Origin of the sequence: Modestobacter caceresii (assembly GCF_000761485.1) — a bacterium.
In the GTDB taxonomy this organism is placed as follows: Bacteria; Actinomycetota; Actinomycetes; order Mycobacteriales; family Geodermatophilaceae; genus Modestobacter; species Modestobacter caceresii.
The window spans coordinates 1-22,512 of record NZ_JPMX01000019.1 but is presented as its reverse complement, the minus strand read 5'-3'; the positions used below and the strand labels follow the sequence as shown (position 1 = coordinate 22,512).

Below are 22,512 nucleotides of genomic sequence, written 5' to 3'. Positions count from 1 at the left end.
CGACTCGGCGCCGGCCACACCACCTTGCAGTGGACCCCGTCGGTGACGGGAGTGGCCCCCGGCATCCGGTCGATCCGAGGACCGATGGACGCGCAGGTGCACCGCTTGCGGGAGCAGGCCCAGTCATCCTGGGCACAGCTGACCACAGTACCCGGCCCTGCCTGACCGGTCAAAGCCGGGTCGACATGTGGGCTGCGCACCGGTTCAGCCGGTCTGTCCTGCACCAACTGCCGTTGCCTCGGGCATGTTCCCGGGCGCTGCACGCAGCTGCCCGAGGGGTCGTGCGGGGAACGTACCGGAACCGGACGGCGGCGGGCAGGGGTCCCGGCGCGCGTCGTCGTCCGTCGTCACGTCGCTTCTGTCGGACTCCCGCCCTACCGTCTGTGGCGAACCGCTCACATCCCGCACCTCGTCCGTGGTGCGCCTGCCGCTCGGAGGTACGCCGTGCTCCCCGACAACGCCCGCGAACTGAAGGCCCGGCTGTCCAAGCGGCTGAGCGAGGTGCCACCGTCCAGCGTCGCGGCCAGCTCCGTCGACGGCCCTTCCCGGTGGAGCGGGGTGGCCCTGGGCCTGACCCCGGTCGCCAGAGGTCAGGTGCACCTGGCGATCCGGCTGATCGAGCAGGCCGACGCCGACGTCGTGCTGGGCGGGTTGGACGCCGGCGCCCGGGACGAGGTGGACGTCCGGGTCATCGGCCCGGTCCGGCCGCTGACCTCCCCCACCCCCGATGAGCTGCGGCGGCGGGGGCGTCCGTTGCGGCCCGGGGCGTCCGTCGGCCATCGCGACGTCACCGCCGGCACCCTCGGTGGGTTCGTCCGGCGCCGCGGTACGGAAGAGCTGCTCGTGCTCAGCAACAACCACGTGCTGGCCAACAGCGACGCGGGCGTGACGGGCGACCCGGTGTTCCAGCCGGGTGTCGCCGACGGGGGCCTCGACACCGACCGGATCGGCAGTCTGGCCGCCTTCATCCGGTTCCGCCTCGAGCCGGGGAACCTGGTCGACGCCGCGGTCGCTGCCCTGGACCCCGGCATGACGACGAACCCCGCCGGCTACCCCGGCGGCCCGCTCTCCGCCGTGGTCGCCGCCGCGGACGACACCGACCCCGACGAGCTGGTGGAGAAGGTGGGGCGCACGACGGGCCACACCCGCGGGCGGATCACCGCCGTCGAGGTCGACGGCGTCGGGGTGCAGTTCGACGACGCCGTGCACACCTTCGACGACCAGGTGGAGATCGAGGGCGTCAGCGGGGGGTTCAGCGCCGGGGGCGACAGCGGGTCGGTGATCTGGCGCAGCCGCGACCGCGCACCGCTGGGTCTGCTGTTCGCCGGGTCGACGACGGGCGGCAGCGCCGGTGGCGGCGTCACCTTCGCCAACCCGCTGGCCACGGTGCTGCGCGAGCTCGACGTGGAGTGGTTCGCGGGCTGATCGACCCCGGGAGGAGGACCTCGGCGGGCGTTGCGCTGTCCTGATCCGGCAGCGGAGGGCACCATGGGGGCATGACCGACCGCGCCTCCGCCCGCGCAGCCAAGGACGCGCTGGCCTCCCGCTTCGCCGCCGACCCCGGCGTCGCCGCGGTCGGGCTGGCGCGGCAGGCCGCCGACTACGTCGTCCGGGTCGACCTGACCGAGCCGGGCGCCGGCGCCCGCGTGCCGGCCGACGTCGACGGCGTACGGGTCGTCACGCACGTGATCGGCACCGTCCGCGCCCTCTGAGCGCCCCGGGGGCCCACTCCCCCGCCGGGCCGTTACCGTCGCGGCAGTGGCACCGACGAGGGTGCCACGGACGCCGAGGAGGGCGCGTGCGCATCGGGATCCAGGCCAGCTACGCCGGTGACTTCAAGCAGACCGCGGACGAGATCCGTGACCTGGAGTCCGCCGGGCTCGACGTCGCGATGTGCGCGGAGGTGTACACGTTCGACGCGGTCAGCCAGCTGGGCTACCTGGCGGCCGTGACCGACCGGGTCGAGTTGATGAGCGGCATCCTGCCCATCTACAGCCGCACGCCGGCACTGATCGCGATGACCGCGGCCGGTCTGGACTTCGTCTCCGGCGGGAGGTTCACCCTCGGGCTGGGCGCCTCCGGGCCGCAGGTCATCGAGGGCTGGCACGGGCTGCCCTACGACGCCCCCCTGCAGCGGACCCGCGAGATCATCGAGATCTGCCGCCAGGTGTGGCGCCGCGAGCGGCTGGAGCACGACGGCAAGAAGTACCAGGTGCCGCTCCCGGCCGACCAGGGCACCGGCCTCGGCAAGCCGCTGAAGCTGATCAACACCCCGGTGCGGCCGCAGATCCCGGTGCTGCTCGCCGCGCTCGGGTCCAAGAACGTGGAGCTCGCCGCCGAGATCGCGGAGAAGTGGGAGCCGATCTTCTTCCACCCCGAGCGGGCTGCCTACGTCTGGGGCGCCTCGCTCGAGGCGGGCAAGGCCAAGCGGGACCCGTCGCTCGGTGAGCTCGACGTCGTCGTCGGCGTCCCGGTGGCGATCGGCGAGGACGTCGAGCACCTGGTGGAGGCAGTGCGGCCGGGGATCGCGTTGTACGTCGGCGGCATGGGCGCCAAGGGCAAGAACTTCTACAACGACCTGGCCCGCCGGTACGGCTACGAGGCCGAGGCGGAAGCCATCCAGGAGCTGTACCTGGCCGGGCGCAAGGACGAGGCGGCCGCCGCTGTCCCGGAGGACCTCGTGCGAGCGACCTCGCTGATCGGGCCGGAGTCCTACGTGGCCGAACGGATCGCCGCGTTCGCCGCGGCCGGGGTGACCACGATCAACCTGCAGCCCCTCGACGACAGCCGCGAGGGTCGGCTCCGCACCGTCGAGACGATGCGCCGCCTGGCGGGCTGAGCCCGGCGGGACCGGGGCAAGCCGGCCCCTTGCGTCACGTGACGTCCGGTGAGACACAGAAGGGCCCCGGGAGCTCGCGCTCCCGGGGCCCTCCTGTCACTCACTCAGCGCGTCAGCGCCAGTCGTACTCCTCGAGCCGGACGGCCTCGCCCGTGCCCTGACCGAAGACGTCCGGGCCGTAGTACTGCCCGTCGTCGTAACCGGCCATGGTGTAGACGGCAGCACGCGCCTCCTCGGTGGGCTCGACCGTGATGTTCCGGTAGCGGCTGATGCCGGTACCGGCCGGGATCAGCTTCCCGATGATCACGTTCTCCTTGAGCCCGAGCAGGCTGTCGCTCTTCCCCTGGATGGCGGCGTCGGTGAGCACCTTCGTCGTCTCCTGGAAGGAGGCGGCCGACAGCCACGACTCCGTCGCCAGCGACGCCTTGGTGATCCCCATCAGCACCGGACGGGCCGAGGCCGGCTCGCCGCCCTCGGCGACCACCCGACGGTTCTCCGTCTCGAACAGGGTCCGCTCGACCAGCGCACCGGGCAGGAACTCCGTCGCGCCCGAGTCGATGATGGTCACCCGCTTCAGCATCTGGCGGATGATCACCTCGATGTGCTTGTCGTGGATCGACACACCCTGGCTGCGGTAGACCTCCTGGACCTCGCGCACCAGGTGCAGCTGCACCTCACGCGGGCCCATGATCCGCAGCACCTCGTGCGGGTCGACCGCACCCTCGGTCAGCTGCTCGCCGACCTCGACGTGCCCGCCGTCCTCGACCCGCAGCCGCGAGCGACGCGACAGCTTGTCGTAGACGACCTCGTCGGACCCGTCGTCCGGGGTGATGGTGAGCTTGCGGAACTGGTCGCCGTCCTCGATCCGGACGTTGCCGGCCAGCTCGGCGATCGGGGCCTTGCCCTTGGGGACACGGGCCTCGAAGAGCTCGACCACACGCGGCAGACCGTGCGTGATGTCCGCGCCCGCCACACCACCGGTGTGGAAGGTGCGCATCGTCAGCTGCGTCCCGGGCTCGCCGATCGACTGGGCGGCGATGATGCCGACCGCCTCGCCGACGTCCACGAGCTTGCCGGAGGCCAGCGACCGGCCGTAGCAGGTGGCGCAGGTGCCCAGCAGCGACTCGCAGGTGAGCACGCAGCGCACCTTGACCTCGGAGACCCCGGCGTCGACCAGCTGAGCGATCAGCACGTCGCCCAGGTCGGCCCCGGCCGGGGCGATCTGGGTGCCGTCGGCAGCGACCACGTCAGCGGCCAGTGCACGGGCGTAGACGCTGGTCTCCACGTGGGCGTCACGGATGACCGCGCCGTCCACCACGGTGCCGATCGGCATGATCACGCCGCGCTCGGTGCCGCAGTCCTCCTCGCGGATGATGACGTCCTGCGAGACGTCGACCAGCCGGCGGGTGAGGTACCCGGAGTCGGCGGTCCGCAGCGCGGTGTCGGCCAGGCCCTTGCGGGCACCGTGCGTGGAGATGAAGTACTCCAGCACGGACAGACCCTCCCGGAAGTTGGCCTTGATCGGCCGCGGGATGATCTCGCCCTTCGGGTTGGCCACCAGGCCACGCATGCCGGCGATCTGGCTGATCTGCATCATGTTGCCGCGAGCGCCGGAGTTGACCATGACCCAGACCGGGTTGGTGGTCGGGAAGTTGTCGACCATCGCCTGGCTGACCTCGGCCCGTGCCCGCGTCCAGATCTCGATGAGCTCGGAACGACGCTCGGCGTCGGTGATGACGCCCCGCTCGTACTGACGCTCGATCTTGCGGGCCTCGTCCTCGTGCCGCTCCAGGATCGCGGCCTTCACCGGCGGGGTGACGACGTCGTCGATCGCGATCGTCACGCCCGAACGGGTCGCCCAACGGAAGCCGGCCGACTTGAGGGCGTCCAGCGTCGCCGCCACCTGCACCTTCGGGTAGCGCTCGGCGAGGTCGTTGACGATCGCGCCCAGCGCCTTCTTCGGCACCTGGTAGTTGACGAACCGGTAGTCCTCCGGCAGGGCCTCGTTGAAGAGGACCCGGCCCAGGCTGGTGGAGACGACGGCCGGCCGGCCGGGCTCCCAGCCCTCGGGGGCCTCCCACGGGTCGTTCGGGCCGCTGTCGACGCCGAACACCTCGTCGAGGCGGATGAGGACCCGCTCCTGCAGCCCGAGCACGCCCTTGTCGAAGGCCATGACCGCCTCGGCCGTCGTCGAGTACGACTTGGGCCGCTCGCCCTCGGGCACCTCGACCGACCCGGAGAGGGAGGTCAGGTGGTAGAGGCCCAGCACCATGTCCTGGGTCGGCGCGGTGATCGGACGACCATCGGCCGGGCTCAGGATGTTGTTGCTGGAGAGCATGAGGATGCGGGCCTCGGCCTGCGCCTCGGCCGACAGCGGCAGGTGCACCGCCATCTGGTCACCGTCGAAGTCCGCGTTGAACGCGGTGCAGACGAGCGGGTGGATCTGGATGGCCTTGCCCTCGACCAGCTGGGGCTCGAAGGCCTGGATGCCCAGACGGTGCAGCGTCGGCGCCCGGTTCAGCAGCACCGGGTGCTCGGTGATGACCTCTTCCAGGACGTCCCACACAACCGGCCGCGCACGCTCCACCATCCGCTTGGCGGACTTGATGTTCTGCGCGTGGTTGAGGTCGACCAGCCGCTTCATCACGAAGGGCTTGAACAGCTCCAGCGCCATCTGCTTGGGCAGACCGCACTGGTGCAGCTTGAGCTGGGGGCCGACGACGATGACCGAACGGCCGGAGTAGTCGACGCGCTTGCCCAGCAGGTTCTGCCGGAACCGGCCCTGCTTGCCCTTGAGCAGGTCGCTCAGGGACTTCAGCGGACGGTTGCCCGGGCCGGTGACGGGACGGCCACGACGACCGTTGTCGAACAGCGCGTCCACGGACTCCTGGAGCATCCGCTTCTCGTTGTTGACGATGATCTCCGGCGCGCCCAGGTCGAGCAGTCGCTTGAGCCGGTTGTTCCGGTTGATCACCCGGCGGTACAGGTCGTTCATGTCGCTGGTCGCGAAGCGGCCACCGTCCAGCTGCACCATCGGGCGCAGGTCCGGCGGGATCACCGGCACGCAGTCCAGGACCATGCCCATGGGCGAGTTCTGGGTCTGCTGGAACGCCGCGACGACCTTCAGCCGCTTGAGCGCCCGCAGCTTGCGCTGGCCCTTGCCGCTGCGGATGGTCTCGCGCAGCGAGACGGCCTCGGCGTCGAGGTCGAAGCCGGCGAGCAGCTTCTGCAGCGCCGCGGCGCCCATGCCGCCCTCGAAGTACTCACCGAAGCGGTCGCGCAGCTCGCGGTAGAGGCCCTCGTCGGCGATGAGCTGCTTGACCTCGAGCTTGCGGAAGGTGTCCATCACCTCGTCGAGGCGGTCGATCTCCCGCTGGGCCCGGTCGCGCAGCTGGCGCATCTCGCGCTCGCCGCCCTCGCGCACCTTGCGGCGCACGTCGGACTTGGCCCCCTCGGCCTCCAGCTCGGCGAGGTCGGCCTCCAGCTTCTGCTGGCGCGCCTCCACGTCGGCGTCGCGGCGACCTTCGAGGTTGGACTTCTCCGCGCTGATCTCGGCCTCGACGGTCGGCAGGTCGCGGTGACGCGCCTCGTCGTCGACGGAGGTGATCATGTAGGCAGCGAAGTAGATGATCTTCTCGAGGTCCTTGGGCGCCAGGTCGAGCAGGTAGCCCAGGCGCGAGGGGACGCCCTTGAAGAACCAGATGTGGGTGACCGGCGCGGCCAGCTCGATGTGGCCCATCCGCTCACGACGCACCTTGGCGCGAGTGACCTCGACGCCGCAGCGCTCGCAGATGATGCCCTTGAAGCGGACGCGCTTGTACTTCCCGCAGTAGCACTCCCAGTCCCGGGTGGGACCGAAGATCTTCTCGCAGAACAAACCGTCCTTCTCCGGACGGAGAGTGCGGTAGTTGATGGTCTCGGGCTTCTTCACCTCGCCGTGTGACCACTGGCGGATGTCGTCACCGCTGGCCAGACCGATGCGCAGTTCGTCGAAGAAGTTGACGTCGAGCACTCGATGTACCCCTTTCCGGGGCTAGTTCTTCGCTTCTAATCGATGAGGGTGTGGGGCCGGCCGGCCCTGACTCGCTCAGGGCCGGCCGGCGGCCGATCAGACGTCTTCGACGGACGACGGCTCGCGACGGCTGAGGTCGATGCCCAGCTCCTCCGCGGCCCGGAAGACCTCGTCGTCGGTGTCGCGCAGCTCGATCGCGTTGCCGTCGCTGGAGAGGACCTCCACGTTGAGGCAGAGCGACTGGAGCTCCTTGAGCAACACCTTGAAGGACTCCGGGATGCCCGGCTCCGGGATGTTCTCGCCCTTGACGATCGCCTCGTACACCTTGACGCGGCCGAGGATGTCGTCGGACTTGATGGTGAGCAGCTCCTGCAGCGCGTAGGCCGCGCCGTAGGCCTGCATCGCCCAGCACTCCATCTCACCGAAGCGCTGACCACCGAACTGCGCCTTACCACCCAGCGGCTGCTGCGTGATCATCGAGTACGGCCCGGTCGAACGGGCGTGGATCTTGTCGTCGACCAGGTGCAGCAGCTTCAGGATGTAGACGTAGCCCACCGAGATCGGCTCGGGGAAGGGCTCCCCGGAGCGGCCGTCGAACAGCCGCGCCTTGCCGGTCTCCTTGACCATCCGGTTGCCGTCGCGGTTCGGGACCGTCGAGCCCAGCAGGCCGATGATCTCCTCCTCCTTGGCACCGTCGAAGACCGGCGTCGCGGTGCGGGTGCCCGGCGCGGCCTGACGCGCAGCGCCCGGCAGCTTGGCCGCCCACTCCGGGGTGCCCTCGACCTCCCAGCCGGTCTTGGCGATCCACCCGAGGTGGGTCTCCAGCACCTGGCCGACGTTCATCCGGCCGGGCACGCCCAGCGGGTTGAGCACGATGTCGACCGGCGTGCCGTCCTCGAGGAACGGCATGTCCTCCTGCGGGAGGATCTTGGAGATGACGCCCTTGTTGCCGTGGCGGCCGGCCAGCTTGTCGCCGTCGCTGATCTTGCGCATCTGGGCCACGTAGACCCGGATGAGCTCGTTCACGCCGGCGGGCAGCTCGTCGCCGTCCTCGCGGGAGAAGACCCGGACGCCGATGACCTTGCCGGACTCGCCGTGCTTGACCTTGAGGCTGGTGTCGCGCACCTCGCGGGCCTTCTCGCCGAAGATCGCCCGCAGCAGCCGCTCCTCGGGGGTCAGCTCCGTCTCACCCTTGGGCGTGACCTTGCCGACGAGGATGTCGCCGGGGACGACCTCGGCACCGATCCGGATGATCCCGCGCTCGTCGAGGTCGGCGAGGACCTCCTCGGAGACGTTCGGGATGTCCCGGGTGATCTCCTCGGCACCGAGCTTGGTGTCGCGGGCGTCGACCTCGAACTCCTCGATGTGGATCGAGGACAGGACGTCGTCCTGCACGAGGCGCTGCGACAGGATGATCGCGTCCTCGTAGTTGTGACCCTCCCAGGGCATGAAGGCGACGAGCAGGTTCTTGCCCAGCGCCATCTCGCCCTCGTCGGTGCACGGGCCGTCGGCGATGACCTGGCCCACCTCGACCCGCTGGCCCTCTTCGACCACCGGGCTCTGGTTGATCGAGGTGCCCTGGTTCGAGCGCTGGAACTTCAGCAGCCGGTAGGTCTGCCGGGTCCCGTCGTCGGCCATCACGGTGACGTAGTCGGCGGTGGAGTCCTCGACCACACCGGCCTTCTCGGCCACCACGACGTCACCGGCGTCGACGGCGGCACGCAGCTCCATGCCCGTGCCGACCAGCGGGGCCTCGCTGCGCAGCAGCGGGACCGCCTGACGCTGCATGTTCGCGCCCATCAGGGCGCGGTTGGCGTCGTCGTGCTCGAGGAACGGGATCATCGCCGTCGCGACCGAGGTCATCTGCCGCGGCGAGACGTCCATGTAGTCGACGTTCTCCGGGGCGAGGTCGGTGGTCTCCCCGCCCTTGGTGCGGACCAGGACCAGGTCCTCGGCGAACCGGCCCGTCGCGTCCAGCGGCGAGTTGGCCTGGGCGACGACGAAGCGGTCCTCCTCGTCAGCGGTCAGGTAGTCGATCTGGTCGGTGACGGTGCCGTTCTCGACCTTGCGGTACGGCGTCTCGATGAAGCCGAACGGGTTCACCCGGCCGAACGAGGACAGCGAGCCGATCAGGCCGATGTTCGGGCCCTCAGGGGTCTCGATCGGGCACATCCGGCCGTAGTGGCTCGGGTGCACGTCGCGGACCTCCATGCCCGCACGCTCACGGGACAGACCACCCGGGCCCAGCGCCGACAGGCGGCGCTTGTGGGTCAGGCCCGCGAGCGGGTTGGTCTGGTCCATGAACTGCGAGAGCTGGCTGGTGCCGAAGAACTCCTTGATGGAGGCGACGACCGGCCGGATGTTGATCAGCGTCTGCGGCGTGATCGCCTCGACGTCCTGGGTCGTCATCCGCTCGCGGACCACGCGCTCCATGCGGGAGAGGCCGACCCGGATCTGGTTCTGGATCAGCTCGCCGACCGTGCGCAGGCGACGGTTGCCGAAGTGGTCGATGTCGTCGACGCCGTGGTCGGGCTCGCCGGCGTGCAGACGCACGACGTACTCGATGGTGGCGACGATGTCGTCCTCGGTCAGCGTCGAGGTGCCCTTGGGCACGTCGACACCCAGCTTCTTGTTGACCTTGTAGCGGCCGACCTTCGCCAGGTCGTAGCGCTTCGGGTTGAAGAAGAGGTTCTCCAGCAGCGCCTGCGCCGACTCACGCGTCGGCGGCTCGCCCGGGCGCAGCTTGCGGTAGATGTCCAGCAGCGCCTCGTCCTGGCCGGCGAGGTGGTCCTTCTCCAGGGTGGCCAGCATGGTGGGCGACCACTGGAAGTGCTCGCGGATCCGGTCCTCGGTCCAGCCGAGGGCCTTGAGCAGGACGCTGACCGGCTGGCGGCGCTTGCGGTCGATCCGGACGCCGACGGTGTCGCGCTTGTCGACGTCGAACTCCAGCCACGCACCGCGGCTGGGGATGACCTTGGCGCTGTAGACGTCCTTGTCCGACGTCTTGTCCAGGCTCTTGTCGAAGTAGACGCCGGGGCTGCGGACCAGCTGGGAGACGACGACGCGCTCGGTCCCGTTGATGACGAACGTGCCCTTGCTCGTCATGACCGGGAAGTCGCCCATGAACACCGTCTGGCTCTTGATCTCGCCGGTGGTGTTGTTCATGAACTCGGCGGTGACGAACAGCGGCGCCGCGTAGGTCATGTCCTTGTCCTTGCACTCCTCGAGGGACGCCTTGACGTCCTCGAAGCGCGGGTTGGAGAAGGACAGCGACATCGAGCCGCTGAAGTCCTCGATCGGCGAGATCTCCTCGAGGATCTCGGCGAGGCCGCCGACGGCGTTGGCCTGGTCCTCGGGGGCGAGGGTGGCCTTCCACTCCGGGGCGCCGACCAGCCAGTCGAACGAGGCGGTCTGCAGGGCGAGCAGGTCCGGGACCTCGAGGGGCTCGCGGATCTTGGCGAACGAGACGCGGAGCGGCGCGCCGGGGATCTTCTGCTGGTCGGTGCCGCCGGTACGGGGACCGGGCTGGACGTCGACCGCGGTGGTGCCGGGATCAGTGGTGGTGGTGCTGGTGGGGCGAGAGCCTGCCAAGATGCGTCCTTTCGAGGACCTCACGACGTGCGGGCGGTGGGTGCAGTTCGTCCTGGGTCGTCGTCGTTGTCGGCGAGGCTGACCGCGGATGCCTGCCCCGTCGGTACGGTCAACACGGGGTGACCCGGAGCCGTTCCCGGGCACCCCTCGTGACCCGTCTCGACGGGCTGGCAGTCAGAGGGCAGCGCAACAGGAGACCCTACCCCTGCTCAGCGCCGGTGTCCACGTCGGGCCGCCGGGGCGGTCGGGGACCCACCCGCGTGGGGTGGCCGGCGCCCACCCGGCCCGGGGGACACGGGGCTCCAGCAGGAGCCCGGTGCCGCGGATCGGGGGTGAGCGGGATGAGTGCCCTGCCGATGATGCCAGTGCCGCAGCCCACGTGGGACCGCCACGCCGCGACCTGTGGGTGAACGAAGACCCCGCGGACCCCACTCAGGCGCCGGCGACCAGGACGCACGACAGGGGCCGACCCACCGGAGTGGATCGGCCCCTGTCGTCAGTGCGGGGTGGTGCTACCCGGCCGCCACGGAGGTGGCGGCCGGGTGGGGGGTCACTTGACGGTGACGGTGGCGCCGGCGCCCTCGAGGGCGGCCTTGGCCTTCTCCGCAGCGTCCTTGGCGACCTTCTCCAGGACCGGCTTCGGTGCGTTGTCGACCAGGTCCTTGGCCTCCTTGAGGCCGAGGGACGTGAGGCCGCGCACCTCCTTGATGACCTGGATCTTCTTGTCGCCGGCAGCCTCGAGGATGACGTCGAACTCGTCCTGCTCGACCGGGGCCTCGGTGGCGGCAGCGCCACCACCACCGCCGGCAGCCGCGACGGCGACGGGGGCGGCGGCGGTGACCTCGAAGGTCTCCTCGAACTGCTTCACGAAGTCCGACAGCTCCAGGAGGGTCATCTCCTTGAAGGCGTCGAGCAGCTCGTCAGTGGAAAGCTTGGCCATGGTGTCTCCTTGAGGGGGTCAGTCGGTGCTGGCCGCGGAGTCCGCGGCAGCATCGGTCGTGTCGGGGGTGGTGTCAGCAGCAGAGTCGGCGGGAGCAGCGTCGTCCGAGGCAGCAGCGCCCTCGGCCGGCTTCTTCTCCTTGAGGGCCTCGGCCAGTCGGGCGACCTGCGACAGCGGGGCCTGGAACAGCCCGGCCGCCTTGGTGAGGTTGCCCTTCATGGCGCCGGCCAGCTTGGCCAGCAGGACCTCACGGGACTCGACGTCGGCGAGGCGGGTGACCTCGGCAGCGTCGACCGTGCGGCCTTCGACCACGCCGCCCTTGATGACCAGCAGCGGGTTGGCCCGCGCGAAGTCACGGATGGCCTTGGCGGCCTCGACCGGGTCGCCCTCGATGAAGGCGATCGCGGTGGGGCCGTTGAGCAGCGGGGCCAGGTCCGAGTGACCGACCGAGTCCGCCGCCCGCTTCGTCAGGGTGTTCTTGACGACGGCGTAGCTGCTGCCCGCACCGAGGGAACGACGCAGCTCGGTGAGCTGCGCCACGGTCAGCCCGCGGTACTCGGTGAGCACGGCCGCGCTGGACTTCTGGAACCGCTCGGTGATCTCCTCGATCACCGCGGCCTTCGCCTGCGTGGGCATGGGCCTCCTCTCGTCTGTCGGGCGACCACCGGCGACGTGCGCCCGGGGCGATCGGGCCCGGAGACGAGGAACGCCCCGGCGCAGGGCGCACGGGGCGAGGGACGTTCACGGTCCGGGCGCTGAGCCCAGGCCGTGCCACGTTCGTCGAACCGTCCACCTGCGCGGGTCGTCCGGTCGTTTCCGGACCTTCGATCGCACGCGGACGTGCGACGACCAGCGGTCTTGGGGGGAACAGCAGGAAGAGTACACGGGACTGCGGGCCGGACGCACGAGGGCCCCGATGCACGAGGGCCCCGCAGCGACGTGCGCTGCGGGGCCCTCGTGGGGACGGGGTCCGTCGATCAGACAGGTGCGCCGATCAGGAGGAGGGCTCGTCCACGGTGAGGTTGCGGGTGCGGTTCGGGTCGACCGGGATGCCCGGGCCCATGGTGGTGGAGACGGTGACCTTCCGCAGGTACCGGCCCTTGGCCGCCGAGGGCTTGGCCCGCAGGACCTCGTCCAGGGCAGCGGCGTAGTTCTCCACCAGCTTGGCCTGGTCGAAGGACGTCTTGCCGATCACCAGGTGCAGGTTGGCCTGCTTGTCGACGCGGAAGTTGATCTTCCCGCCCTTGATGTCGTTGACGGCCTTGGTGACGTCGGGGGTCACCGTGCCCGTCTTCGGGTTCGGCATCAGGCCACGGGGGCCGAGGATGCGGGCGATGCGACCGACCTTGGCCATCTGGTCCGGGGTGGCGATCGCGGCGTCGAAGTCCAGGAAGCCGCCCTGGATCTGCTCGATCAGGTCGTCGGAGCCGACGACGTCGGCGCCGGCGGCCTCCGCCTCGGCTGCCTTGTCGCCGGTCGCGAAGACGATGACGCGGGCGGTCTTGCCGGTGCCGTGCGGCAGGTTGACCGTGCCGCGGACCATCTGGTCGGCCTTGCGCGGGTCGACCCCGAGCCGGATGGCGACCTCGACGGTGGCGTCGTACTTGGTGGTCGAGGTCTGCTTGGCCAGACCGGCGGCCTGCAGCGGGCTGTAGAGCGTGTCCGCGTCGACCAGCTCGGCGACCTTGCGGTAGTTCTTGCCGTGCTTCGCCATGGTGGTTCTCCTTCCCCCGGGACGGGGGTCATGTGGTGTGCGGGCCTGGCGAGGCCCTCCCACGACTACTGAGGTGAGGTGCTGACCGGGTCAGCGATGGAACGGCCCCGGTGCCGGGAGGCACCGGCGTCCTTCACTTGACGGTGATGCCCATCGACCGGGCGGTGCCGGCGATGATCTTCTCGGCCTGCTCGAGGTCGTTGGCGTTCAGGTCGGCCATCTTGGTCTGCGCGATCTCGCGGACCTGGTCGCGGGTGACCGTCGCGACCTTGGTCTTGTGCGGCTCACCCGAGCCCTTCTCCACACCGGCGGCCTTCAGCAGCATGCGCGCTGCCGGGGGCGTCTTGGTGACGAAGGTGAACGACCGGTCCTCGAAGACCGAGATCTCCACGGGGATGACGCTCCCGCGCTGCGCCTCCGTCGCGGCGTTGTACGCCTTGCAGAACTCCATGATGTTGACGCCGTGCTGACCGAGGGCGGGGCCCACGGGCGGCGCGGGGGTGGCCGCACCGGCGTTGATCTGGAGCTTGATGACCGCGGTCAACCGCTTCCTGGGGGGCATGACTTCCTTCTTCGTGACGGTGGTGACTGGCTGGAACGGCTCCCTCGCAGGGCCCCACCCTGAGCCTGCGAAGGGTGGGGGGCGAGGAGGTCCTCAGATCTTGGTGACCTGGGTGAACGACAGCTCGACCGGCGTCTCGCGGCCGAAGATGGAGACGAGCACCTGGAGCTTCTGCTGCTCCGGGTTGATCTCGTTGATGGTCGCCGGCAGCGTCGCGAACGGCCCGTCCATGACGGTGACGGACTCGCCGACCTCGAACTCGACCTCCGGCGCGGGGCCGGCGCTGGGGGCCGCCTCGGTCGTGGAGACCGGCTTGGCGGTGGTGGCCGGCACCAGCAGGTTGACGACCTCGTCGATGCTCAGCGGCGAGGGCTTGGAGGTGGCCCCGACGAAGCCGGTGACGCCCGGGGTGTTGCGGACCGCACCCCAGGACTCGTCGTTGAGGTCCATCCGGACGAGCAGGTAACCGGGCAGCTTCTTGCGGTTGACCTGCGTCCGCTTGCCGTTCTTGATCTCGGTGACCTCCTCGGTGGGCACCTCGATCTGGAAGATGTAGTCCTCCATGTCCAGCGACGTGATCCGGGACTCGAGGTTGGTCTTCACCTTGTTCTCGTAGCCCGCGTAGGAGTGGATCACGTACCAGTCGCCGAACTGGCCACGCAGGGTCGAGCGCAGGGCCTCGGCCGGGTCCTCGTCCTCCGCCGCCGCGGTCTCGAGGGCCTCGACGACCACGGGGTCGTGGTCGGGGGCGGGCTCGGCCAGGGGGTCGGCGACGAGGGTGTCGCGGCCACCGGACTCCACCTCGGGGACGGCGTCGGCGGAACCGGTGTCGGTGTCCTGGTCTGCGGTGTCGCTCGATCCCTCGGCGGACCCGGTCTCGCCGGCGCCCGTCTCGAGGTCTGCGCTACCGCGCACGTCCGCACGCGCGTCGTCGAGGTCGGTGCCCTCGACGGCGCTGTCGGTCTCGAAGGGCTCGCGGGGGTCAGTCACAGGGTCTCTTCCTTGTCGGGTGTGGTGCAGTCGCGGAGGGCGGTCAGCCGAAGACGGCGAGCACGCCCTGGGCGAAGAGGAGGTCCAGGCCGGCGACGATCGCGACCATGACCGCCACGAAGATGATCACCACGGTGGTGTAGGTGATCAGCTCCTTGCGACCGGGCCAGATCACCTTGCGCAGCTCGGCGACGACCTCGCGGAGGAACCGCCCCAGGTCCCGCTTCTTCCGCTGTTCGGCGGCGCGTTCGCGCTCGGCGGCGGCGCGGGTGCGGGTCCCGGTGGAACCCGTGTCCGGCGTCCGCCCGGCGGGACGGCTCGACGTGCGGGACCGGCGCTGGGTGGGGGTGGCGACGACCTTGTCCTCGTCGGTCTCCGCCTCGTCGGCGACGTCGGCCTCGGCGGCCTCGAGCGCTCCCGCGTCCTCCACGCCCGGCGTCTCGGCGTCGAGCTGCTCGGCGTCGACCTGCTCGCCGTTCGGCTCGCCGTCCTTCTCGCTCACAGCGCCTCGCTCACGTCGGTCCGGCTCACTTCGGTCGGCTCTTCTCGGTCGGTCGTCAGGTCGTGGCAGGGGTGACAGGACTTGAACCTGCAGCCTGCGGTTTTGGAGACCGCTGCTCTGCCAATTGAGCTACACCCCTAGGGAACGCCGGGTCCGCGTCGCGACGCGGCCCCAGTCTCGACGTGACCCCCCGAAGAGGGCCTCCGGGGCACGCCGGTGGCGGGGTCCCACAGGCCCCAGGTCGTCGAGTGTACGGGACCGGCCCGCCCAGCAGCCAACACGGGAGCCGGGGCGCCCCCGCGGGGGACCCGGAGCGGGCTGGGACACCCGGTCCGTCTGCCACGATCGGATCATGCCGACCGCCCCCGCCCCCGGGTCCGAGCCCGTCGAACCGGCGCCATCGGCGGAGCGGCGGGTCTCCCGGCGGGTCGCCGCCATCGCCTCCTCTGCGACGATGGCCGCCGACGCCCGCGCCAAGGCGCTGCGGGCCACCGGGCGGCCCGTGATCAGCTTCGCCGCCGGCGAACCGGACTCCCCCACGGCCGACCACGTCGTCGAGGCGGCCGTCCGGGCGGCCCGGGACCCGGCGATGCACCGGTACACCCCGGTCGGGGGCCTCCCCCAGCTCCGGGAGGCGATCGTCGCGAAGACGCTGCGCGACTCGGGCCTGACCGCCCAGCCGACCGACGTCCTGGTCACCGCCGGGGGCAAGCAGGCGGTCGCCCAGGCACTGGCGGCGCTGCTCGACCCCGGCGACGAGGTGCTGCTCCCGACGCCGCACTGGACCACCTACCCGGAGGCGATCCGGCTGGCCGGCGGCGTGCCCGTCCCGGTGGTCGCCGACGAGGCCAGCGGCTACCTGGTCTCCGTCGGACAGCTCGAGGCGGCTCGCACCCCGCGGACGAAGCTGCTGCTGTTCTGCTCCCCGGCCAACCCCACCGGCGCCGTCCACCCGCGCGAGGAGGTGGCCGAGATCGGCCGGTGGGCGCTGGCTGCCGGCCTCTGGGTGGTCACCGACGAGATCTACGAGCACCTGACCTACGACGGGACGACGGCGCCGTCGCTGCCCGCCCTGGTGCCCGAGGTCCAGCCGCGGTGCGTGGTCGTCAACGGCGTCGCCAAGGCGTACGCGATGACCGGCTGGCGGGTGGGCTGGCTGATCGGGCCGGCCGACGTGGTGGCCGGGGCGACGGCCCTGCAGTCGCACTCGGCCGGGCACGTCTCGAACGTCGCCCAGGCCGCCGCGGTGGCCGCGCTCAGCGGTGACCAGTCCAGCGTCGTGGAGCTGCGGGCCACCCTCGACCGCCGCCGCCGGACTGTCGTCCGGATGCTCCGGGAGATCCCGGGGATCGCCTGCCCCGAGCCGCAGGGCGCCTTCTACGTCTACCCGTCGGTCACCGCCCTGCTCGGCCGCGCGATCGCCGGGCGCACGGCCGCCAGCAGCGCCGAGCTGGCCGAGCTGCTGCTGGAACTGGCCCAGGTCGCCGTCGTCCCGGGCGAGGCCTTCGGCACGCCGGGGTACCTCCGCCTGTCCTACGCCCTCGGGGACGACGACCTGGTCGAGGGTGTCCGCCGGATGCAGCAGCTCCTGGGCTCCGCAGGCTGAGACCTGCGGACCCGATCAGCCCAGCGCGACGACGGCGCGGGCCAGGGACAGGACCTTGTCGCCACCACTGGTCACGGTGAGGTCGACGCGCACCCGGCCGTCCTCGAGGAGGGCGGCGACCCGCCCCCGCACGGTCAGCTCGGCACCGAGGTCGTCGTCGGGCACCACGACCGGCCGGCTGAAGCGCACCGAGTAGTCGACGACGGCACCCGGGTCGCCGGCCCAGGCGGTGACCGCTCGGACGGCGAGGCCCGCGGTGAGCATCCCGTGCGCGATCACACCCGGGAGGCCGACCGCGCGGGCGACCCGCTCGTTCCAGTGGATGACGTTGAGGTCACCCGAGGCGCCTGCGTACCGGACCAGGTCGGCGCGGGTGACCCGGGAGGTCTGCTCGGGCAGTTCGGTGCCGACCTCGACGTCGGTCGGTCGCGGGCTCACGCCGTGCCCCGGGCGACGAGCATCGAGCGGGTCGTGCACACCGGCTCGCCGTCCTCGGTGGCCAGGTCGACGCGGGTGGTCAGCATGTCGTTGCCGGCCACCGTCTTCACCGCGTCGATGGTGGCGGTGGCGACCAGTCGGTCGCCGGCCCGGATCGGGCGGTGGTGGGTGAACCGCTGCTCGCCGTGCACGACCCGGCTGTAGTCGAGCCCCACCTCGGGGTCCTCGACGACGACGTTGCCCGCACCGAGGGACAGCACGATGGCGAAGGTCGGCGGGGCGATGACGTCGGGGTGACCGGCGGCGCGGGCCGCGGCCGGGTCGCGGTAGACCGGGTCAGGGTCGGCCAGCGCCGTGGCGAACTCCGCGATCTTCTCGCGCCCGACCTCGTACACGGCAGAGGGCGGGTAGCTGCGCCCGACCAGTCCTGCGTCCAGCGCCATGCTCCCGCCCTCTCCTCGCGACCGCTGCGGTCAGCGCGTCTCGCGGTGGACCGTGTGCTTGCGGTCGGTCGGGCAGTACTTCTTCAGCTCGATCCGGTCGGGGTCGTTCCGCCGGTTCTTGCGGGTGATGTAGTTGCGGTTCTTGCACTCCTGGCAGGCCAGGGTGATCTTCGGACGAACGTCGGTGGCTGCCATGAGCGCATCCTCGCCTTGTCGGTGGTCGAGAGTCCCTCGACGCTTCTCGGGTGGTGCCCGTGCCCGACGGATGCCGAACACGACGACGGACCCCGTTCCCGGGGTCCGTCTGGGGTAGCGGTGACCGGACTTGAACCGGTGACACAGCGATTATGAGCCGCTTGCTCTACCAGGCTGAGCTACACCGCCAGGCGACCGCGCGGCCCGGTCTTCCGACTGGACCGGTGGTCGGCATTCGATCGTACGAGCCCCTTTACGGAATCGAACCGTAGACCTTCTCCTTACCATGGAGACGCTCTGCCGACTGAGCTAAAGGGGCCTGCTCCGAAGAGCCGTGGAGAACTGTACCTGATGCCTTTCGGCCTCCCTGCAGGGGCCCGCCGCGAGCCTGCGAGCGGTGGGGGGCAGGGAGGTCCTCTCTCAGGTGCGGACGAACAGCCGCCGGTGGGTGGCCCCCGGCGCGGCGGCGCGGACCCCGGTGCGCGCCAGCAGCCACCCCTCGAGCCGGTCCTCCGGCAACGGGCGGCTGACCAGGAAGCCCTGCAGCTTGTCGCAGCCCATCTGGGTCAGCAGGTCCCGGGTCACCTCGTCCTCGACCCCCTCGGCCACCACGCGCAACCCCAGGTTGTGCGCGAGCTCGACGATCGACCGGGCGATGAAGGACTCGTTCTGGCTCGTCGACATGCCCAGCACGAAGGACTTGTCGATCTTCAGCTCGTCGATCGGCAGCAGCCGCAGCTGGGACAGCGACGAGTAGCCGGTGCCGAAGTCGTCCATGGACAACCGCAGACCGAGCGCGTGCAGGTCGGCCAGCACGGTGCTGTTGCGCACCGTGTCGTCGACGACGCTGCCCTCGGTCAGCTCGAGGGTCAGCAGCTCACCCGGCACCCCGTGGTGGCGCAGTGCCCGGCGGACACGGTCGACGATGTCCGGCTCGGCGAGGCAGTGGGCCGAGAGGTTGACCGCCACCGACAGGGCGATGTCCTGGTCCAGCCACCGCCGGCAGCGGTCCAGCGCACGGTCGAGGACGTGGTCGGTCAGCAGCCCGATCCGGCCGATCTGCTCGGCCAGGCTGATGAAGTCGTCGGGCGAGATGTCCCCGTAGCGCGGGTGCGCCCAGCGCACGAGGGTCTCCACCGAGACGATGTCCGCGGTGCGGGTGTCCACGATCGGCTGGAAGACGACCGAGATCTGCCCGTCGGCCATCGCGGTCTCCAGCTCCGCGCCCAGTTGCAGGCGGCGCAGGCTCTGCTGGTCCAGGACGGGGTGGTAGGTCGCCACTCCCCCGGAGCCCTGTGCCGCGAGCAGTGCGACGTCCGCCCGCTGGATCAGCGTGCCGGACTCCGACCCGTGCACGGGCGCCGCAGCCACCCCGATCGTCAGCGCGACCTCCAGGTCCAGCCCGGCGACCCGGGCCCGGGTGGAGGCGGCCTCCCGCAGCCGACGGGCGGCTCGCTCGGTGGCAGCCAGGGACAGGCCCGGCAGCAGGACGGCGAACTGACCGCCCTCCATCCGGGCGACGACGGCCTGCGGCGGCGCGTGCTCGCGGAGCAGGCCGGCGGTGACCAGGAGCAGTTCGTCGCTGGCGGCGTGCCCGAGGGTGTCGGTGACGTCGGTGTAGCCGTCCAGGGCCGCCAGCACCAGCCCGGCCCGGGCGGTGGCCGGCTCGGCCAGCAGCAGCGCGTCGATCTCCCCACCCAGCCGCTGCCGGTTCGGCAGCCCGGTCAGCCGGTCGTGGTCGCCGTCGTGCCGGATCTGGCTGAGCAGCTGCTGCTGCCGGATCGCAGCGTTGACGTGGGTCAACATCGACTCGAGCGCACTGCGGTCCCCGTCGGCGAAGGTGACCACGTCGCTGCGCCGGTCACAGACCTCGAGGTACCCGGGCTCACCGGCTGCGGTGACCACCGGAGCGCCGAGCACCTCGCGGGCGTGGCGACGGGCCAGGGCAGCGAGCTCCCGGGGCTCCGCCCGGGCCGCCCAGAGGAGGACCGGCCCCGAGGCATCGGGAGCCAGGGCACGCTGCCGGATCAGGTCGTCGGGATCGCCGGGACCGTCGTACCAGGCGAGCTCGCCATCGGCGGCGTCGACGACGAGTTGCGGACCCTCGTCGAGGTAGGGCGGCAGCCACAGCGCCACCCGGTCGGCGTTGAGCAGCTCGCGGACCGCGCTCACGATCTCCCGGGTCCCCGCCTCGTCCGGGGTCACCAGCTCCACGCGCCGGGCGAAGTCGTAGACCTGCTGGACGGTCCGCCGTTCCCGGATGGCGTGCGAGGACTGCCGGAACATCGCCACAGCCCCCAGGACGAGGGGGCCGATCAGCACCCAGCCCCACGCCGTCTCACGGGTCAGCAGGAGGGCGACGACACCGACGACCACGCTCAGCGGGGCCACGGCGAAGGCCGGTATCGCGCTGAGCAGCAGCCCCCAGCCCGGGAAGCCCCCGGACAACCAGATGGCCAGACAGGTCATCAGGATGCCGACGACCGTCGCCGCCAGCAGCGCCAGGACCAGGGACAACCAGCTCAGCGGGTCGTCGAGGTCGAGCGGCGGGAGCCAAGACAGCACCAGCAGGGCCGTGCACACCTCGGCGACGGTCAGGCCGATGTTGTAGGCGGCCTTGGTCAGCGGGAGCGACTGACGGACCAGCACGATGGCCACGGCGGCCACGCGGGCGATGACGGCCCAGACGCCTCCGACCTCGACGAGCGCGATGACCAGCACCAGCTCGGAGGGCGAGACCGCGAAGGTCTGGCGCCGGAACTCCAGCTCCAACTGGGACGCCTCGGTGAGCAGGAAGGCGAGGAAGAGGGCCAGGACGGCCCACACCGACGGGGTGGTCCAGGCATGCGGGAGCGTCAGCGCACCGAGCACCGCCGCCACCGAGAGCGCGACGGCGACGATCATCTCGGGGCGCCGGATCACTGCTGCCCCCCACTGCGGGGGGGCCGGCTGCTCGGCCAACGTCAGCCCGTCTGTCAATTGGCGTGGTCGACAGACGTTAACAGCGGTGGCCACTTCCGGGCAGCCACCTCACCCGTTGGGGCAGCCGGCTCGTCACGACCGCCCCTCAGCCAGACGGCCGGGTCAGCGGTTCCAGCGCCAGCCGCGGTTCCAGCGCCAGCCACGGTCGGCGGCGGAGGGGCGGGCGGTGGCGAGCGAGGTGGTGCCGGTCATGACGTCTCCTGAGGGCGCGGAAGGACTCGGGGTCGCGGTAGCCGCCCACGCGGGGGCAGAGCGTCGTCCGGCACAGACCGCAATGGAGAGACTGCAAGCGGTCACCCACACGCGCAATATCGAACACGAACGGGTTGATGATCTTCGTTGTGTCGTTACGCTCTGCAGTGACTGATCTGCTGAACGTCACCATCGGGTGACCCCGTTCGGGTGCCTGCGCAGGCGCCACCGGTTCCTGTCGTCCGGGTCGGGCACGTCGTCGAGCAGGTCCAGCGGCGAGGGGGCCGGTGGGCCCGGCCGGCCGAGCGCGGCGGCCACCTGGTCGAAACCGGTCCGGGCGGCCGCCCCGACCGTTCCCGGGGGGAGCGCCTCCGCGGTCAGCAGCTCGACCGCCGTCCGCTCGGCGTCCTCAGCCGTACGGACCCGGCCGGTGTCCGGACCGATCCGCACCACGCCGTCGGCGCCGACCAGGCCCGCTGCCGCGTCCAGGACGTCGCCGACGAGCTCCCCCCGTGACCCGCGGAGCGGTGCGCTGGGCAGGGTCACCCCGACCGTCCACAACAGCTGCCGGTCGACGGCTTCCCCCTGGGCCTGGCTGTACGCGAGCGCATGGCGGAGCCGCTGCCCGTGCTCCTGGACCGCCACGGTGGCACCGACGAGCGCTGCGGCCGACGACGCCGGCACGCCCGCCTCCCCGGCTCGCAGCGCGGCGTGCACCGCACTGACCACCGGCTCGCTCCGGGCCTCGTCGGCGAACAGGTGCGCCAGTCCGCGCAGGTCGGTGTCGGTCGACGCACCGAGGTCGCCGTCGGCTCCGCCGTCCCGCACGGCGGCGTCGAGCAGCGGCACGAGGACGCCGGGCTGCCCGGCCACCAGGCCGCCCACCGCAGTGCCGATCCCGGTGAGCGTCCCCTGGTCGACCAGCACCCGGTCCGGCGCGTCCGGGGCCAGGCCCCTCCCCAGTGCCCGCAGCCCCGCCTCGACCGCGGCCGACGCACCCGGACCCGCGGCGGCGAGCGAGACCACGGCGGCCAGGTCCGCCGTCCCGGCCGGCCAGGGGCGGCTCAGCAGCGTCGTCCAGGCCGCCGGCTCGCCGAGCAGCCGACCCGCCGACCCCCGGTCGCCGCCGCTCCGCAGCACGGCCAGTGCGGCCGCCACCGGGTCGGGTGTCGTCGGACCGACCCGGGCCGCCGACCCGACCCCCTGGGCGGCCTCGCGGGCCAGGAACTGGCTCGCCCAGGACGCAGTCAGCCGCGAGGCGCCTCCCCCGACCGGACCGGCCAGGGTGCGCAGCACGACCCCCATCCCCACGGCCACCACGTCGACGGCGCCGTCGGGGTCCGCGGGGTCCAACCGCAGGTCGGCGAGCGCCCGGCCGGCCCTGCTCGTGGCGGAGGACCCACCGGCCACCGAGCCGAGCGCGACCGCCAGCAGGCCGGCCAGCGCGTCGGCGGATCCGCCGCGCTCGCCGAGCACGGCGAGCAGCCAGCGGAGCCCGTCGGCGCC

Annotated in this window: 17 protein-coding genes and 3 tRNA genes; 4 read left to right on the top strand and 16 right to left on the bottom strand. The window is 71.4% G+C overall.

Annotated features, from left to right (window positions below):
* Positions 1 to 444 precede the first annotated feature (444 nt).
* The 3 genes from IN07_RS05675 (at position 445) to IN07_RS05665 (ending at position 2,839) form a co-directional block, all read left to right on the top strand.
* A complete protein-coding gene (locus tag IN07_RS05675) occupies positions 445 to 1,425 on the top strand; it encodes a hypothetical protein (protein ID WP_036334264.1) in 981 nt (326 codons plus the stop codon).
* A 71-nt stretch (positions 1,426 to 1,496) separates the two neighbouring features.
* A complete protein-coding gene (locus tag IN07_RS05670; protein WP_036334357.1) occupies positions 1,497 to 1,712 on the top strand; it encodes a hypothetical protein in 216 nt (71 codons plus the stop codon).
* A gap of 86 nt (positions 1,713 to 1,798) precedes the next feature.
* Entirely contained in the window at positions 1,799 to 2,839 is a 1,041-nt protein-coding gene (locus tag IN07_RS05665) for an LLM class F420-dependent oxidoreductase (protein ID WP_036334356.1), read from the top strand.
* Between the two features lie 112 nt (positions 2,840 to 2,951).
* Here IN07_RS05665 and IN07_RS05660 read toward each other — a convergent pair whose 3' ends face one another.
* The 9 genes from IN07_RS05660 to IN07_RS05620 all read right to left on the bottom strand — a co-directional run bounded on the left by IN07_RS05660 (position 2,952) and on the right by IN07_RS05620 (position 15,289).
* Complete coding sequence (locus IN07_RS05660) at positions 2,952 to 6,851, bottom strand: DNA-directed RNA polymerase subunit beta' (RefSeq protein WP_036334262.1); 3,900 nt, start codon at positions 6,849 to 6,851, stop codon at positions 2,952 to 2,954.
* A 96-nt stretch (positions 6,852 to 6,947) separates the two neighbouring features.
* Positions 6,948 to 10,442 (bottom strand): DNA-directed RNA polymerase subunit beta, encoded by a 3,495-nt coding sequence (gene rpoB, locus IN07_RS05655; protein ID WP_036334260.1) that lies wholly within the window; start codon positions 10,440 to 10,442, stop codon positions 6,948 to 6,950.
* Positions 10,443 to 10,992: 550 nt separating this feature from the next.
* Complete coding sequence (rplL, locus tag IN07_RS05650; protein WP_036334258.1) at positions 10,993 to 11,382, bottom strand: 50S ribosomal protein L7/L12; 390 nt, start codon at positions 11,380 to 11,382, stop codon at positions 10,993 to 10,995.
* 18 nt (positions 11,383 to 11,400) lie between these two features.
* Positions 11,401 to 12,018: a 50S ribosomal protein L10 gene (rplJ, locus tag IN07_RS05645; protein ID WP_036334256.1), complete on the bottom strand. Its 618-nt coding sequence runs from the start codon at positions 12,016 to 12,018 to the stop codon at positions 11,401 to 11,403.
* Between the two features lie 358 nt (positions 12,019 to 12,376).
* Complete coding sequence (rplA, locus tag IN07_RS05640) at positions 12,377 to 13,096, bottom strand: 50S ribosomal protein L1 (RefSeq protein WP_036334254.1); 720 nt, start codon at positions 13,094 to 13,096, stop codon at positions 12,377 to 12,379.
* A 133-nt stretch (positions 13,097 to 13,229) separates the two neighbouring features.
* Positions 13,230 to 13,658, bottom strand: coding sequence for a 50S ribosomal protein L11 (gene rplK / locus IN07_RS05635; RefSeq protein ID WP_036334253.1), 429 nt, complete (start codon positions 13,656 to 13,658; stop codon positions 13,230 to 13,232).
* A gap of 93 nt (positions 13,659 to 13,751) precedes the next feature.
* Positions 13,752 to 14,648, bottom strand: a complete 897-nt coding sequence (gene nusG / locus IN07_RS26925; RefSeq protein ID WP_156119051.1) for a transcription termination/antitermination protein NusG — start codon at positions 14,646 to 14,648, stop codon at positions 13,752 to 13,754.
* A 43-nt stretch (positions 14,649 to 14,691) separates the two neighbouring features.
* Complete coding sequence (secE, locus tag IN07_RS05625; RefSeq protein ID WP_036334251.1) at positions 14,692 to 15,150, bottom strand: preprotein translocase subunit SecE; 459 nt, start codon at positions 15,148 to 15,150, stop codon at positions 14,692 to 14,694.
* Positions 15,151 to 15,213: 63 nt separating this feature from the next.
* Positions 15,214 to 15,289: transfer RNA gene (locus tag IN07_RS05620), tRNA-Trp, on the bottom strand.
* A gap of 213 nt (positions 15,290 to 15,502) precedes the next feature.
* On the opposite strand from IN07_RS05620, the gene IN07_RS05615 reads away from it, so the two are divergent.
* Complete coding sequence (locus tag IN07_RS05615) at positions 15,503 to 16,756, top strand: pyridoxal phosphate-dependent aminotransferase (RefSeq protein WP_036334249.1); 1,254 nt, start codon at positions 15,503 to 15,505, stop codon at positions 16,754 to 16,756.
* Positions 16,757 to 16,771: 15 nt separating this feature from the next.
* On the opposite strand, the gene IN07_RS05610 is transcribed toward IN07_RS05615, so the two are convergent.
* The 7 genes from IN07_RS05610 to IN07_RS25655 all read right to left on the bottom strand — a co-directional run.
* On the bottom strand, positions 16,772 to 17,194 hold the full coding sequence (locus IN07_RS05610) for a MaoC family dehydratase (RefSeq protein WP_036334247.1): 423 nt from the start codon (positions 17,192 to 17,194) through the stop codon (positions 16,772 to 16,774).
* A complete protein-coding gene (locus tag IN07_RS05605; RefSeq protein ID WP_036334244.1) occupies positions 17,191 to 17,637 on the bottom strand; it encodes a MaoC family dehydratase N-terminal domain-containing protein in 447 nt (148 codons plus the stop codon). The genes IN07_RS05610 and IN07_RS05605 overlap by 4 nt, the downstream gene beginning before the upstream one ends.
* A 30-nt stretch (positions 17,638 to 17,667) precedes the next feature.
* Positions 17,668 to 17,832 carry a 50S ribosomal protein L33 gene (gene rpmG, locus IN07_RS05600; RefSeq protein ID WP_014742879.1) on the bottom strand — a complete coding sequence of 55 codons (165 nt, stop codon included), beginning with the start codon at positions 17,830 to 17,832 and terminating at the stop codon, positions 17,668 to 17,670.
* Between the two features lie 115 nt (positions 17,833 to 17,947).
* Positions 17,948 to 18,021 (bottom strand) — tRNA-Met (locus IN07_RS05595).
* Positions 18,022 to 18,078: 57 nt separating this feature from the next.
* Positions 18,079 to 18,151: transfer RNA gene (locus IN07_RS05590), tRNA-Thr, on the bottom strand.
* Positions 18,152 to 18,252: 101 nt separating this feature from the next.
* Positions 18,253 to 20,754: a putative bifunctional diguanylate cyclase/phosphodiesterase gene (locus IN07_RS05585; protein WP_231558017.1), complete on the bottom strand. Its 2,502-nt coding sequence runs from the start codon at positions 20,752 to 20,754 to the stop codon at positions 18,253 to 18,255.
* Positions 20,755 to 21,192: 438 nt separating this feature from the next.
* Positions 21,193 to 22,512 (bottom strand): hypothetical protein (locus IN07_RS25655; protein ID WP_036334240.1); only part of this gene is annotated, 1,320 nt, incomplete at its 5' end.

What these genes read in the sequence shown, in the direction of transcription:
- rplK (WP_036334253.1), bottom strand. Translation starts at nt 13,658, where the DNA reads ATGCCCCCCAGGAAGCGGTTGACCGCGGTCATCAAGCTCCAGATCAAC.
- IN07_RS05605 (WP_036334244.1), bottom strand. Translation starts at nt 17,637, where the DNA reads ATGGCGCTGGACGCAGGACTGGTCGGGCGCAGCTACCCGCCCTCTGCC.
- rpmG (WP_014742879.1), bottom strand. Translation starts at nt 17,832, where the DNA reads ATGGCAGCCACCGACGTTCGTCCGAAGATCACCCTGGCCTGCCAGGAG.
- rplJ (WP_036334256.1), bottom strand. Translation starts at nt 12,018, where the DNA reads ATGCCCACGCAGGCGAAGGCCGCGGTGATCGAGGAGATCACCGAGCGG.
- IN07_RS05670 (WP_036334357.1), top strand. Translation starts at nt 1,497, where the DNA reads ATGACCGACCGCGCCTCCGCCCGCGCAGCCAAGGACGCGCTGGCCTCC.
- IN07_RS05615 (WP_036334249.1), top strand. Translation starts at nt 15,503, where the DNA reads ATGCCGACCGCCCCCGCCCCCGGGTCCGAGCCCGTCGAACCGGCGCCA.
- rplL (WP_036334258.1), bottom strand. Translation starts at nt 11,382, where the DNA reads ATGGCCAAGCTTTCCACTGACGAGCTGCTCGACGCCTTCAAGGAGATG.
- rplA (WP_036334254.1), bottom strand. Translation starts at nt 13,096, where the DNA reads ATGGCGAAGCACGGCAAGAACTACCGCAAGGTCGCCGAGCTGGTCGAC.